Raw genomic sequence first — 13777 nt, forward strand, 5'->3', positions numbered from 1 at the left:
ACTTCTATTTGCTCTATAAAATAAATTCGCGGTAAGGCACATTCCAGACTACCTCATGCGCCAGACGATGTCCTTCATAGCCGTCTTCCCCATAAGCTGTACCATGATCGGAAAAAACCATGCAAAACGTCTTGCCCCGATTTCGCAAAGCATCAAACAAACGTCCAAGTTCACCATCCACATACCGCAAGGCTGCCCGTTGAGACTCCACTGAATCTTTGGCTGCGCCCTTCACAAAATAATGATTAGGCCCATGGATCGCTGATACATTCAGAAATAAAAACAAGCGCTGTGACGGGTCTGCATTTTCCAACAGTTTCAGAGCATGATTCACCTGATTCTCCGTCGAACGGGGGTTGGTAACACCAAAGTTCATACGCCAGTAGCTTTCTTGGAAATATCCAGGCAGCACCTTGGCAAGCTTATTTTTCTTTGTGAAAAAAATAACGCCGCCGATACAGATGGTCCGATAACCTTCACCCTCTAGCCCGGACACAATATCCGGGGCATCGAACAGCCACGTATGTGAATGCGTACGCAATCCCGTATCCTTGGTGTGGAACAGACGAATATGTGAAGTCTTATCTGTATTCGCTGGAGTCGGCAAAAATCCGCCAAAAAAAGCATGATGTGCAGCATAGGTAAAGCTACCCGGTGTATGGCGTTTTTCCCACGACCCGGAGCCGCACAAATTCGGACAGTTCTCTTCTTCCAGCTTTGCTACGTCATAACGCAGAGTATCAAGCGTAATCATGACAATATCATGAGAGCCGACAATTTGATTCATATCAGTCATATCTGTCTTTCCTTTCCGTACCCACGCTCCTATTAGCGAGGTGCTGCATTTCCCATTCATACGGATTCCAACCCTGATGCTCAACCCGGTACAGCAAATCACCGAACGGATTAACATCCAACACATAGGGATGACCACCATGAGCCGGAACCAGCACATCCAGTCCAGCAACCATGGAGGCTGGAAAAACACTCATAGCGGCTTTCGCCGTAAGCTGGACCGATTCCACCGTATTCTGCGGTAATCCGGCTTCCTTCAGCGAGAGCCGCTCATTACGCAAATGCAAATTCGTAATAGGGCTGTGGCTCAAACGTAAAACCGCATGGCAAGCTTCTGATCCGCACACGAGTTGGCGCACATCATAAACACGCCCATTCAAGGTCGCTTTGGGAATCCAGCGCTCCACATGTACCCCTTCCAGGCATAGCCAGTTAAGGATAGCATGAATGTCCTGCTTATCCGTATAACGACGCAATCGTCCGGCATTATAATACACGCGCTGTCCGTGTATGATTTCCGTTCCAATCGTGGTCACTGCCAGTTCCGCGTGTGTGTGGGGATGTACCTGATAGGCCATGACACCAGAAGCACCGGACCCACAAAATATTTTCACAAATACGCGGTGAAACCCGCTCTCCTTCATTGCCGTGTGCAGATCGACAACATCACGAAATGCACCACCTGAAGATGCAAGCACTGGTGGAACCCTTATATCTGCCTTGCCTAAATCGGCGCTACAACGCCGTTTGTCGAACATCACGGCAACTTCCGCCGGGTCGTTCATCCAGTGTGACGAGGGCCAGAGCAGAGCCACTTCATCCCGTAGCCAGGCCAGCAGACGGCAATAGCCCCGGAACCATTGTGCCGGGTGCCAAATACGACCGTGCTGCTCCTGCAGACATCGCGCTTCTGCCGCCGATATACCTGTGCCTTGTGTCCATTCGGGCCATGGCAACAGAGAATCGTCTCCCTCACCATCCGAGGCACCCAGAGCAATCAACTCACGCTCTACCTCAAAGCTTTCGCCCGGTGCATCCAGACGAAGCAGCGGACCACTGTCCATCTGCCCCGCCAGTAACTGATCAATGCTCTCTTGCACAAAGGAACTGCCATTCACGCTATCTTGCGTAGCTCGTGCAGCTATTCGCAACATCAGCTCGCTCAGACCTTGTTTCTGCCGAATAGCTTCCAGCACATTCTTATAGGAAACCTCCAGAGCGGGCGGAAGCATTAATCTGCTTCTCGCCTCCTGCAGCCCAGTAGTTCGACGATTTCCCGGATTACCGAACAAGATAAACGGCTCGCTGACATTACAGTCTGACATCCTAACCATAGAGCCGCCTCACTTTAGATCAATTTAATTTTGAAAACAGTCCGTTTTAGAAATCCATTTGTACAAATTACTCAGTCAGTGATGGATAGCGCCAATCATCTTCCTCATCCGCTTCTTGTTGATCTTCCACGTTCACAGATAGACCTGAGCTTTTCCAACGTTGCATCATTTCACTAGACATATAATGATAGCTCAAATCCAGATGCTTCAGCCCTTTTATACTTTCACTAGCCAGTAGCGCTTCTGCACCTTTATCAGACAACGTACCTTGTGAGAGATCCAGCACTTCCAATTGTCCAATCACAGGGGCATTAGCTGCTGCAATAGCAATTTCATCCTGTATTTCACTATCTTTGAGTCCCAAGTATGTAAGTTTGGGAAAAGGATTGCTGTCTAAAAACGGCAAAACATCTTTCAGGCTACCGTCAAAGCCATAGTTCTCGACACCCAAATACAGTTCCAACTTGCGCAGTTCAGGCAGTTCAGCATTACGTATTTGCTCAAGAACGCTCACAGGCAGACCACCACAGATAATAACCAATTCTTGAAGATGGTTATGACGAAGCGGCTCCAAGCTCAGGTCCTGGCTACCTTTGATATGAAAGGACTCCAATGCTGGAAACGCTTCTAACAATGGGGACAGATTCGTCTGGTTAATCCAGGAAACCTCACACTCATCGTATTCCATATCACCAATAAACAGTTTGCGTATCTTAGGGAATTGATCTTTGAGTTTCACTAACACTGGGATAAAATCCTCTGGTGAACTTTCATAGGCGCCGCCCCAATCTCCAATGATGAGATCTGTAACTTGCGCGCTCTCCGGCTTGGCTGCCAGTTCCTCAATAGATTTAGCCATCGTTTGGCCATTCTCATAAGCTTCATAATCCACTACCAATTTCACTTCCATCTTACAATTCCTCCGATCGCTTGTCTGAGATCTCGTAAACTATCTATTTCCAATTTAGTCTATCCTATTCTACCAATGTTCGTCAAAAATAGTCCCATATCGACATTAATCCTATGTAAAATTTGCTGAATGAAATAAAAACAAGACAGCCCGCTAAGCAGGCTGTCTTTGCATATTCATAATAAACTTCTACTATTATATAGTACGTAAGTTTAGAGCCTAATTATTGGCTAATTGTAATCGGTGAGTTATCGGACAGCAATGCCAGATTATTCACGATCACATTCTCCTCATTGCTCAAGCCACTGGTAACGAGTGTTTGTGAACCTGCCGTCTGAACAGTCTTCACTTCCTTACGTTTCGCATGGTCTCCGTTTACAACATATACATATTCTTTACCTTGATCCTTTTGAACTGCCGCAGTAGGAACCACAATTCCTTCTTGTGCATTGGCAGCGACAAAGCTGATATCAGCCAACATGCCGGATTTCAGTTTCGTGTCTGGATTCGCTACTGAGATTTTTACAGGATAGCCTTTTCCACTTGCATCCAACGGGCTTACATTTTTAACTGTACCTGTTGTTACAATGTTGGAAGCTGCAACACGAACCTGTACCTTGTCACCTGCTTTTACATTGTTGATCTGCTCCGCTGGAACATAGATCAATGTATTGACCGTACTCAGATTAGCGATGACCAGCGCAGGAGACTGAGCGGATACCATTTCGCCCACTTCTGCATTTTTCGTGCCCACAATACCATTGATCGGTGATGTAACAACGGTGTCATCCAATGCATCCTGAGCAATGTTCACATTCAGCTGAGCCTGCTTAAGAGATTGTTGGCTGGACTCGATAACCGCAGTATTTTGAGATACTTTGAGCTGATTTTGCGCATTACTGTAACCGCTATTTGCATTACTGTAGCTATTTTTTGCTGAATCATAGCTGTTGCGAGCTGTAGTTAGAGCCTTCTGCGCAGCTACCAGCTGATCTTGCGCGTTAGCCTGCGCATTTTGTGCATTATTGTAAGCCGCTTCCGCATTCACGACTGCTGTTTTGGCTTGTTCTAATTGAGCTTGGGTGCTCGCACCTGCATCAAATAGACTTTGTGTACGTGTTACATTCTTCTGTGCATCTGCCAAAGCTTGCTGCGTTTGTTTCACCGTATTGGCTGCCGAGGAGACACCATGTGTTGCTTGTTCTACGGCTGTAGTGGCTTGATTAATAGCTCCCTGTGCCTGATTGATTGCACTTTGGGATTGAATCACGCCACTCTTGGACTGCACTAAGCCCGAGTTTGCCTGAACCATCGTAGATTCGTGGGATGCTTGAGCGGTGCTTACTCCGGCTGCTGCCGCAGCTGCTGCGGCGCGGGCTTTCGCAACATTATTCCGCATGTCCTTATCATCAAGCTTGAACAGTACTTGACCCTTTTTAACCTCGGAGCCAATATCCACAGGCAGTTCAACCACTTTACCGCCCACTTTAGGCACGATGTTCACCGTCTCCGATGGTGTAACCGTTCCTGTATAAATATTCCCCTGTCCGATAATTCCCTGCTGTGCTTGGCTGATTTTAACCGGAACGACCATATCCTGAGCCGCCCCGCTATTACTGGAGCAGCCTGCCAGCACTGCGCCGCCGAGCACTAAAGCCGCTAATGTACTTTCTACTCTCAATATTTTCATGATAATTCCCTTTCTTTCTGTCCGTGGAAATAATGTAAGCCATCCAGTCGTATTTTATAGTTCCTTGATTAAGCTTCCGGCTGTGTCTTTGCTTTCTTCCTCTGAATAAACAAAAAGATTAGTGGAATCGTGCAAAACAGCGGTATGGATGAAATGAGGAACGTATCCCCAATCCCTCTTGATGTGGCATCTAGTGTGATTAAACTACTTATGGATGACATCCATGAGCTGCCCAATGTCGCTTGTAGCGTATGAGCCGAGTCTGGTGTAATGGACTCCGAAATTTGCTGGGCATGAGCAGCCGAACGGCTTTGCATAATGGCGGTTAGCACTGCAATCGCCATAGATGCAGCTACAGTACGTACCAGATTGGATGCTGTAGATGCATTGGCTACCTTGCTCGGATGAACGGCATTCATACCGACCGTGGATAATGGCATCATGCAAATACCAATTCCCAGACCCCGTAATGCCATTACGGTTTCCAACCAGGCATGCGAAGTATCTGGCGTAAGCTGGTGAAGATGATAGGTCATAAAGCTGGTTAGCGTCAGGCCCACAAGCCCCAAAGGCACAATTCCGAACTTATCGAACAGCTTCCCGGCAATAGGCATCATAGCCGCCATGGCAATGGCCTGTGGAATGAGGATAATACCAGTATCAATCGGTGACACACGCTGGATATTTTGCAAAAACAACGGTGTTAGGAACGTTCCTCCGTACATCCCCATCATGACCAGACTAGAGGCAATAACACTAATCGTATACTTTGAATTCTTGAATAATGAGATTTCAATTACAGCATTATCCTTGCCGCTTTCTACATAGATCAGAAAAACAAGTGCCCAGAAAGCAATAAACAGCAGGGATACAATTCCAAAAGAAGTCCAGCCATCACGCTGGCCGTTGGTCAATGCGTACAAGAGTGTTCCGGCACAAGTTGCGGCCAGCAAAAAGCCCGGTAGATCAAACGGCTTCGGCTCTACTTTAGGCGGCTCTTTGATTAGAAGAATAACCATTAAAATTGCAAATAAAGCAACCGGCACACTGACAATAAACAAGAACCGCCAGTTAAACCACTCAATCAAATATCCGCTAAGCGTAGGCCCTACAGCCGGCGCTGCCATTGCGGCGATCCCCCATATACCAAGGGACATACCGATTTGTTCACGCGGCATAATTTTGTAAATAATCGTCATACTCAGCGGCATAATAACACCACCGCCCAGACCAGCCAGCACCCGTGCTGCGATCAGGGAAGAATCACTCCATGCAAAAATACATATTCCCGTTCCCAGCGAAAATACGCTGAGCGCTAGAATCAAAAACTTTTTGTATCCGAGGCGCTGCTCCATATATCCGGTAATCGGTACGATTACACCAGATGCAAGCGTGTAACCTGTAATAACCCACTGAATACGTGTCGTCGTAGATCCTAAATCCGTCGTCAATCTAGGAATGGCGACATTGATCAGACTGTTGTTCAGAATGGCGACAAAGGCGCCTAAAACGATAGCGAAAAAGGCAAGCCAGCGTTCTTTGGAAGAATCTGTCGAAGGAGCAGCAGCAATATCATTGGCAGCCACATGGACCCCTCCTTTTTAAGGTGTATGAATTTTTACTTCCACGTTCGTTCCAGGAATAAGCTTCAGATCCTTCGGCTTGTTCACAGCAATCTCTACAGGCACACGCTGAGTCACCTTGTTAAAATTACCACTTGTGTTTACTGCAGGAACGAGTGAGAACACGGCGTTGGAGGCTTCGCCTACTTTACGAACTTTACCCTGAATCACCTGGTCCCCTGCTGCATCAAGCGTAATGTCAACAAGCTGTCCTGGTTTAATGCGGTTAATGTCATTTTCTTCAATATTCGTGGATACATACAAGCTGTTCATATCCACCATAGTTGCAACAGCACTACCCGGCGATCCGATTTCATGCTCTTTCGAATAAATCTTAATGACAGTTCCATTGATCGGCGCGCGCAGTACGGACTTGCTGATCATGCTCGCATCCAGCCCCGATACATCCTGCTCGGCAATCGGTTCATTACGCTGAACAACATCTCCTTCTTCCACATCAATGTGGCTTATTTCTCCGGAGATTTGCGGCATTACCTTATATTGATCGGCTTGAATGCGCGCATCGTCACTTTTAACAAAGTGTGTTGCTTGATACCAATAATAGTAGCCAATAGCTCCACCGCTCAGAACGAGCAGTACAATGAGGATTGGCAATACAGTTTTCTTACTCACTTCTTCCACCCCTGTTGTCCAAAAAATTTTTATTATTCAACGCTAATATTTTAAAATTGAAATATTAGGCCATTAAACCAAATGGAGAACGTAAATAAACACATGGCAACGTGCCATGCAAAAGACAGGACTTATTTTATGTACATAGGACAATCTGATCCATGGTCCACAAACCGTCTTTTATATTTAAATATTTTCATATAACTATTGTACATTGAAATATTATAGATATATTTATCTATTCAGGCAACATAAATTTTCAGTTTTTTCATAATTTTTTTTCATAAAAAAGAACCTTGTTTCCAAGGCTCTTTCACGAAAAGGGATAGTTTACAATTAAAGGGTTACACAATAATGTTAAGAGAAAGGCGTAGGTACAGCTGACCGTTGTTTGCAGTTTTTCGCCTCCTGTCCTTCCTTCGTGTTCTTATTCATTCTATTCCCTTGAGAAGCTTGCTTTTCCATGCAACCCCCGCAACGACAGCGTTCTGACGTCCCATGTACATCATCTTTGGAATCCCTCAATAGCCTCACATAATCCAGAGATTGCTGTAAAGAAGCAGGTCCCGGAATGAAGCGGACCTTCTTGCCTTCCAGCAGACAGTATACCTCAATAAGCTGAGGAAGGGCCCCAAATGCGTAATAACAAAATACATTTGTCATATGTTGGAATGTACTAATAACGTTAGGATTATAGTCAACGATGTACTTTTGAATGAGCAGGGAATCTGTTTCTGCTGATAGTTGCCAAGCAGCCTGAACAATAAGCGAAATATTGATCTCTAACTCAGGCACAGACGTACAAAATTGTTCATACAGCATCACAGGCACCATCAAGTCATTATTTAAGCCACAAATTTTTGACAACTCACCTGACACTTTATTTTTGACATCCCAATAATGGAACAAAGATTCAAAGCTGTCTGACTGCTTGGGCCACCATTTCTCCAGCACATACTGGACAGGGACTTCCCGCCGTACCTTTACTTCCATTCCAAAGTATTCGTTGAGCGCATGCCCTACTGCATATTGAACCCGTTGCCGCCAATTCCAGCCCTCACGCCCTCTTTTCCTCTGTGATTGACGGATTGGCTGTGGAGTTCTCCACATCTCCTCCAGCTGATAGTCGTGCAGAAGAGGAAAGCCGCTTAAGCTATCGCTATTGCGCATACCTATCCCTCACTCTCTTCTCAGGACACTTCAATACCAGCCTGTGCAAATTGTCTTCCGTAAGCTCGGCAATTCTCCTTATCATCATCCAATGGATTGAATTCAATCTTCAGACTCTCTTGAATGACCGATGCGCCGCGTTCTTTGACTTTTTCCTCTACCAAGTCCACTGCACCACAGAATTGCGTATAGGATGTATCTCCACTACCAAATACTGCCGTCTTTTTACCAGACAGATCAAGTTCGTCTAGTTCCTCGTAAAAATCCAAAAATTCATCAGGAAGCTCACCATCTCCCCATGTATATACACCCAGCAGGAACCCGTCATATGCGAGCAGTTCTTGCGCGCTGCAATCATACGAAGCCTTCAACTCAGCCTCATGTCCTGCCTGACGGACGCCCTCGGCGATCAATTCCGCAATTTCCTCTGTATTACCGGTCAAACTGGCATAAGTAATCATGATTTTACCCAAGTTCATCCCTCACCTTTATTTGAAATATGGGATGCTTTCACTCCCTGTTACTCAAATAATATTTGATAATGATTCTCATTGTCAAATGTTAATTTCAAAAACTAGGTTTAATCTTGGGGAAATATACGCAAAACAGCCGCATGACATGCGGCTGCTGGCTGAAAACCTATGGATAAGCAAATTAATTAGAGGCCTGTTTAATGAAGTAGAATTTCAGCTGTGTTGATAAAAAAATATTATGTACGTACAATTTATTCCATTTTCATTATTATAATAAAAAACGGATGGTTGTACGTACAAGTGGGATTGGCTTCATTTTAATATGGAAGCGCTATAATTACAAGTATATCCGAGAAAAAATATTTTAGACCAAGTGACTACTTACTTATTTATGTAATCATTCGATTGTTGCTGTGGTTTGTTGTACAATAGACTCCATATGGGGATTTCTGTGCAGCTTGCTGCCTGAATCCTGAATTGACTGCTGAAGGATGGATTGTACATGTATGTAGCACAAGAATGGAAAGACTATGAAGTAATGGATACAGGCGGTGGTGAAAAACTAGAACGTTGGGGTGATATTGTCCTGCGTCGTCCCGATCCGCAAATCATATGGCCTTTGGCCCAGGAAACAGCTGAATGGCGTAATGTTCATGGGCATTATCACCGCAGTTCCTCCGGTGGCGGCAACTGGGATATGAAAAAACCTATCCCTGAGCGCTGGACCATTAGCTATGGACCGCTTAAATTCCACATTAAACCGACCAGCTTTAAGCATACTGGTCTTTTCCCAGAGCAAGCAGCAAACTGGAGCTGGATGATGGATAAAATCAAAGGTGCAGGCAGACCCATTTCTGTACTGAACCTGTTTGCATACACGGGAGGAGCCACTACTGCTGCTGCGTATGCTGGAGCCAGTGTGGTTCACGTGGATGCCGCCAAAGGCATGGTACAGTGGGCAAAGGAAAACGTTCAATTGTCCGGTCTGGCTGACCGTCCGGTACGTTTCATTACGGACGACGTATTCAAGTTCGTGCAACGAGAACAACGTCGGGGCAACCGTTATGATGCCATTATTATGGACCCTCCTTCTTACGGGCGCGGACCGAACGGAGAAACTTGGAAGCTTGAAGAAAGCTTATACCCGTTTCTCGAATCCTGCATGAGCATCATTTCAGATCAACCGCTGTTCATGCTCATTAACTCCTATACTACAGGTATTTCGCCTACTGTATTGCGCAACATGCTGAGCATGACAATGCAACAAAAGTACGGCGGCCAAATTAGCGCTGGTGAAATCGGATTGCCGATCACACGCTCGGGATTGAATTTGCCTTGTGGTATTCTCGGACGCTGGGAGGCTTAAATTCCTCTTATGACTCAAAATGAACTTACTTGGCATGAACATGCACAGTCGAACATCCCTGTCCTATATGAGGACAATCATGTTTTGGCGGTTGTAAAGCCTGTCAATGTTCCAACGCAAGAGGATGCCAGTGGTGATCCTGATCTGTTGTCTTTACTCAAGGAAGATTTAAAAATTAGACACAATAAGCCTGGTAACGTTTTTTTGGGTTTAGTTCACAGACTGGATCGGCCTGTAGGTGGAGCCATGATTTTTGCTAAGACGTCCAAAGCTGCTTCTCGCCTGTCAGAGTCGGTTCGAAGTCGTCATTTTCACAAACTGTATACAGCCGTTCTGAATGGCGTTCCTACGGCCCCGCAAGGCCGTCTGACCCATTACCTGCTAAAGGATAGTCGAACCAACACGGTTCAAACGGTTCGGCCTGGCACGGCTGGTGCGAAGGAAGCCATTTTGGAGTATCGCGTAATCGGACAAGCAGATGGACTCAGTCTCGTGCAGATTAAGTTGCACACCGGACGCTCACACCAAATTCGTGTGCAAATGCAGGCGATCGGCTGTCCCCTCTACGGTGACCAAAAATATGGGGGTCATCTGAGTCGGCCCGGTCAACAGCTGGCGCTATGGTCCTTACTCGCTGGAGCACCGCATCCGGTTAGCAAGGACGATATGAGATTTCACTCGTTACCTCCTGTCCAATTTCCATGGAATGAATGGCCCAGGTCGCTTTACGAGAACATGATTACGACTGAAATTTGAACCGAAAAGCCCTGCTCCATCTGGATATCTACATCCTCAATCCCCATTTGCACAAAGAACCTGCAATGCATGTTTGTTCACATGCGTTACAGGTTCTTTTTTGTAGAAAATTAAATTAATGCGTCATCTTATCCTTTTATGACGAGGAAGCCACGGACTGCCCCTTCTTGCTGTTTACCAACTGTTGACGGGGATGGGCGTTTTTTGCATTCGTATTTTTGATAAAAAACGCTAAAATCAGAGCGGCCACACTCAACACTGTTGCAATGATAAAAGCCGAGTTAATCCCATAAATTGTAGCTTGATTGCCTGCAGCCAGCATCCCCACTTTATCCGTCACGGTTAGTCCCTCAGATGTAACAATCGACGTCAAACGGTTGCTGCTTTGTGTGGACATCACCGTCACCAGAATTGCCGTCCCAATTGAGCCGGAAATCATACGCAGCGTGTTACTCATCGCCGTACCATGTGCATTCAATCGTTGCGGAAGCTGATTCAACCCGGCCGTTTGGATCGGCATCATCAGCAAAGACATCCCGAACATCCGCACCGTATAATTAATTAACAGTGTCATATAGGTGGTTGTTTCGGTCAACCGTGTAAATTCCCAAGTTGTTATAGCCATGATCAGCAAACCAATTACAGACAACCAACGCGCTCCGATTCGGTCAAAAATAGCCCCCGTTACAGGAGACATGAGCCCCATCAGAATCGCTCCCGGTAACATTAGCATTCCGGACTGGAGCGGTGTAAAACCCCGAATATTTTGCAAATAAATTGGAAGCAATATCATACCGGCGTACAAAGCCATCGTCACAATCACATTAATGATTGTCGTCAAGCTGTACACATCGTATTTAAAGATACGGAACTCCAGCATAGGCTCATCTACCTTCAGCTGGCGGATAATAAACAAAATAAGCGCAATTGTCCCAACGATAAGCGTAGACAGGACCGGAATACTTCCCCAACCCGATGTTCCTGCATCACTAAAGCCGTATAACAGTCCACCGAAACCGAGCGTAGACAAAATGATGCCAGGAATGTCCAACTTAGGCTTAGACTGGTCCGTTACATTTTTCAGAAAAATAAATCCGATCACAATCGAAATTACTGAAATCGGTAGGATGATCCAAAACAATACCCGCCAGTCATAATGCTGTACTATATAACCGGATAAGGTTGGCCCAATGGCTGGAGCAAAACCCATCGCAATCCCCAAGGTTCCCATCGCCCGACCACGACGCTCTATTGGGTAGATGTTCAAGATAACGACCATCATTAATGGCATCATGATACCTGCTCCCGCGGCCTGAATAAGTCGACCGATCAGCAATATGCTGAAGCTTGGCGCTATAGCACATAACAGCGTGCCGATTGAAAAAATAGTCATCGCACTAATAAACAATTTACGAGTAGAGAAACGGGCAATTAAGAACGCGGTCACCGGGATCAGTACCCCATTCACAAGCATAAAGCCCGTACTAAGCCACTGAGCTATATTGGCATCTATATTCAGATCACTCATCATTTTCGGTAAAGCCACACTGATTAACGTCTGATTTAATATCGCTACAATCGCGCCAATCAACAGAGCGGCCACAATGGGTGCTCTGCGTACATTACCTGGTAGTGTCATTTGAGGACTGCTCAAGTTGATTCATTCCCTTCGGTGTTAATTTCATGATCATTTGTTTATGGATATCCAGGACCATCTCTAGCTGCTCCTTCGGGATGTCCAGAATGGGCAAGACGCGCTCCATCCACATGTCGTCTACTTTTTGCATGATATCTTTCCCTTCCGGCGTAAGCGTCAGCACTAAGGATCTACGGTCATGCTCATGCCGTCCGCGAGCAATATATCCTGCCTTGGTCAAGCGGTCAACCACCCCACTCATAGAGCTGCTTCCCACATGCGCTATGTCTGCCAACTCGGATAACCCGATGTCGGGGCGTTTATTCAGAATTGCCAAAGCCATATGCTGAATGGCCGTCAGATCCAAATGCTGCTCCTCATTCCAGAAGGCATAAAATATCGTTTTGTTAATCTCCCTTACCGATTGAATAATCCGGTACACCTCAAGTCTGTCTTCCTCTCTGTCACTCACTGAAACCATCCTTCTTTCTATTACCCAATTCACAATCCATATACATAAACTAGCAACTATTTGCATGCGAAATGTTATTTATTTATAACTATTATTTTATCATCTCTTATGTAAATGTCAACATTCACCCAAATACCACCTATACTTCAACACAAAAAAGGCGCGGGTATGAATACCACGATAGGTATTTACATCCGCGCACTCCTACTTACCTTAAAATGATAACCTGCTGCGTACAGCTACTTTTCATGTAGCCACCATTCTAGTTATTCTGCTCGCTCTATTGGTTCCTTTACTCCCTCATTCTCACTTGCCGATACTGAAGTCTTCGCCTTCGTTGTAATTTTCCCCAACAAATAAACCAGCAAATTTTGATTGTGCTGAGAAATTCGGTTTAGTGCAGAACCCAGAAAATCATCCCGGATTCGCAATCCACGCTCTACTTCTTCTCTCCCTTGATCCGAGATAACAATCCATACAATTCTACGGTCCTTTACATCTCTGAAACGGGTGACCAGTCGATTCCGCTCCATCCGATCCAGCAGCATCGTAACCGCGGCTGGTGTGGTGGCGAGATATGGGATTAGTTGAGACGGTTTCATACGGCCGTATTCGTTCAAAACCTCCAGCACCGTAAGTTGAGCTTCCGTTAGTGATGGAGCCAGCTGCTGCTCCATATGAACCTTATAATCCTTAGCCATTCTGGACCAGATTTTCGCAAATTCGGTCGTTTGCATTTTGCCTCACTCCTTTAAATAACAGGGTCAGTAAAAGCATCAAAGTTACCGTATGGGCCACCGTCCGGATTGTATTTCATCACATTAAATTTTCGCCATTTAGCCCCGGTTTCCTGCCGTTTTTGAAGCATGAAATGAAAAGGGGAAGGAAGTCTCACCTGGGTTTTGAAGGCTGGTCAGAGT

General features: G+C 45.7%; 13 protein-coding genes. 2 read left to right on the forward strand and 11 right to left on the reverse strand.

All coding sequences use genetic code 11. The features are described from left to right. Positions 1-13: 13 nt before the first annotated feature. The 8 genes from MKX46_RS03940 to MKX46_RS03975 all read right to left on the reverse strand — a co-directional run bounded on the left by MKX46_RS03940 (position 14) and on the right by MKX46_RS03975 (position 8633). Positions 14-796, reverse strand: a complete 783-nt coding sequence (locus tag MKX46_RS03940) for an STM4013/SEN3800 family hydrolase (protein ID WP_069010631.1) — start codon at positions 794-796, stop codon at positions 14-16. Beyond that, on the reverse strand, positions 789-2129 hold the full coding sequence (locus MKX46_RS03945) for an STM4014 family protein (protein ID WP_165146815.1): 1341 nt from the start codon (positions 2127-2129) through the stop codon (positions 789-791). Before MKX46_RS03945 ends, MKX46_RS03940 begins: the two co-directional genes overlap by 8 nt. Positions 2130-2196: 67 nt before the next feature. Further along, a complete protein-coding gene (locus MKX46_RS03950; RefSeq protein ID WP_039271210.1) occupies positions 2197-3039 on the reverse strand; it encodes an STM4015 family protein in 843 nt (280 codons plus the stop codon). Between the two features lie 223 nt (positions 3040-3262). Beyond that, positions 3263-4729: an efflux RND transporter periplasmic adaptor subunit gene (locus tag MKX46_RS03955; protein WP_039271208.1), complete on the reverse strand. Its 1467-nt coding sequence runs from the start codon at positions 4727-4729 to the stop codon at positions 3263-3265. A gap of 68 nt (positions 4730-4797) precedes the next feature. Further along, positions 4798-6315, reverse strand: a complete 1518-nt coding sequence (locus MKX46_RS03960) for a DHA2 family efflux MFS transporter permease subunit (RefSeq protein ID WP_061831583.1) — start codon at positions 6313-6315, stop codon at positions 4798-4800. 15 nt (positions 6316-6330) lie between these two features. Next, a complete protein-coding gene (locus MKX46_RS03965) occupies positions 6331-6984 on the reverse strand; it encodes an HlyD family secretion protein (RefSeq protein WP_069010635.1) in 654 nt (217 codons plus the stop codon). A gap of 357 nt (positions 6985-7341) precedes the next feature. After that, positions 7342-8154 carry a hypothetical protein gene (locus tag MKX46_RS03970; RefSeq protein ID WP_069010637.1) on the reverse strand — a complete coding sequence of 271 codons (813 nt, stop codon included), beginning with the start codon at positions 8152-8154 and terminating at the stop codon, positions 7342-7344. 20 nt (positions 8155-8174) lie between these two features. Beyond that, a complete protein-coding gene (locus MKX46_RS03975; protein ID WP_039271202.1) occupies positions 8175-8633 on the reverse strand; it encodes a flavodoxin in 459 nt (152 codons plus the stop codon). A 496-nt stretch (positions 8634-9129) separates the two neighbouring features. Here MKX46_RS03975 and MKX46_RS03980 point away from each other — a divergent pair, with 496 nt between their 5' ends. Further along, a complete protein-coding gene (locus MKX46_RS03980; RefSeq protein ID WP_028540694.1) occupies positions 9130-9993 on the forward strand; it encodes a class I SAM-dependent methyltransferase in 864 nt (287 codons plus the stop codon). A gap of 9 nt (positions 9994-10002) precedes the next feature. Then, complete coding sequence (locus tag MKX46_RS03985) at positions 10003-10749, forward strand: RluA family pseudouridine synthase (RefSeq protein WP_069010639.1); 747 nt, start codon at positions 10003-10005, stop codon at positions 10747-10749. A gap of 136 nt (positions 10750-10885) precedes the next feature. On the opposite strand, the gene MKX46_RS03990 is transcribed toward MKX46_RS03985, so the two are convergent. The 3 genes from MKX46_RS03990 to MKX46_RS04000 all read right to left on the reverse strand — a co-directional run bounded on the left by MKX46_RS03990 (position 10886) and on the right by MKX46_RS04000 (position 13594). Continuing rightward, on the reverse strand, positions 10886-12388 hold the full coding sequence (locus MKX46_RS03990; protein ID WP_341071899.1) for a DHA2 family efflux MFS transporter permease subunit: 1503 nt from the start codon (positions 12386-12388) through the stop codon (positions 10886-10888). Further along, entirely contained in the window at positions 12372-12857 is a 486-nt protein-coding gene (locus tag MKX46_RS03995; protein WP_341070934.1) for a MarR family winged helix-turn-helix transcriptional regulator, read from the reverse strand. The genes MKX46_RS03990 and MKX46_RS03995 overlap by 17 nt, the downstream gene beginning before the upstream one ends. A 266-nt stretch (positions 12858-13123) precedes the next feature. Next, positions 13124-13594 (reverse strand): MarR family winged helix-turn-helix transcriptional regulator, encoded by a 471-nt coding sequence (locus tag MKX46_RS04000; protein ID WP_318627193.1) that lies wholly within the window; start codon positions 13592-13594, stop codon positions 13124-13126. Between the last annotated feature and the right edge of the window lie 183 nt (positions 13595-13777).

The sequence above is a fragment of the Paenibacillus sp. FSL P4-0113 genome, assembly GCF_038009305.1.
GTDB lineage: Bacteria > Bacillota > Bacilli > Paenibacillales > Paenibacillaceae > Paenibacillus > Paenibacillus polymyxa_D.

Excerpts from the sequence above, each read along its gene's own strand:
- MKX46_RS03940 (WP_069010631.1), bottom strand. The coding sequence starts at position 796 with ATGACTGATATGAATCAAATTGTCGGCTCTCATGATATTGTCATGATT.
- MKX46_RS03945 (WP_165146815.1), bottom strand. The coding sequence starts at position 2,129 with ATGGTTAGGATGTCAGACTGTAATGTCAGCGAGCCGTTTATCTTGTTC.
- MKX46_RS03950 (WP_039271210.1), bottom strand. The coding sequence starts at position 3,039 with ATGGAAGTGAAATTGGTAGTGGATTATGAAGCTTATGAGAATGGCCAA.
- MKX46_RS03955 (WP_039271208.1), bottom strand. The coding sequence starts at position 4,729 with ATGAAAATATTGAGAGTAGAAAGTACATTAGCGGCTTTAGTGCTCGGC.
- MKX46_RS03970 (WP_069010637.1), bottom strand. The coding sequence starts at position 8,154 with ATGCGCAATAGCGATAGCTTAAGCGGCTTTCCTCTTCTGCACGACTAT.
- MKX46_RS03975 (WP_039271202.1), bottom strand. The coding sequence starts at position 8,633 with ATGAACTTGGGTAAAATCATGATTACTTATGCCAGTTTGACCGGTAAT.
- MKX46_RS03980 (WP_028540694.1), top strand. The coding sequence starts at position 9,130 with ATGTATGTAGCACAAGAATGGAAAGACTATGAAGTAATGGATACAGGC.
- MKX46_RS03985 (WP_069010639.1), top strand. The coding sequence starts at position 10,003 with ATGACTCAAAATGAACTTACTTGGCATGAACATGCACAGTCGAACATC.
- MKX46_RS03990 (WP_341071899.1), bottom strand. The coding sequence starts at position 12,388 with ATGACACTACCAGGTAATGTACGCAGAGCACCCATTGTGGCCGCTCTG.
- MKX46_RS04000 (WP_318627193.1), bottom strand. The coding sequence starts at position 13,594 with ATGCAAACGACCGAATTTGCGAAAATCTGGTCCAGAATGGCTAAGGAT.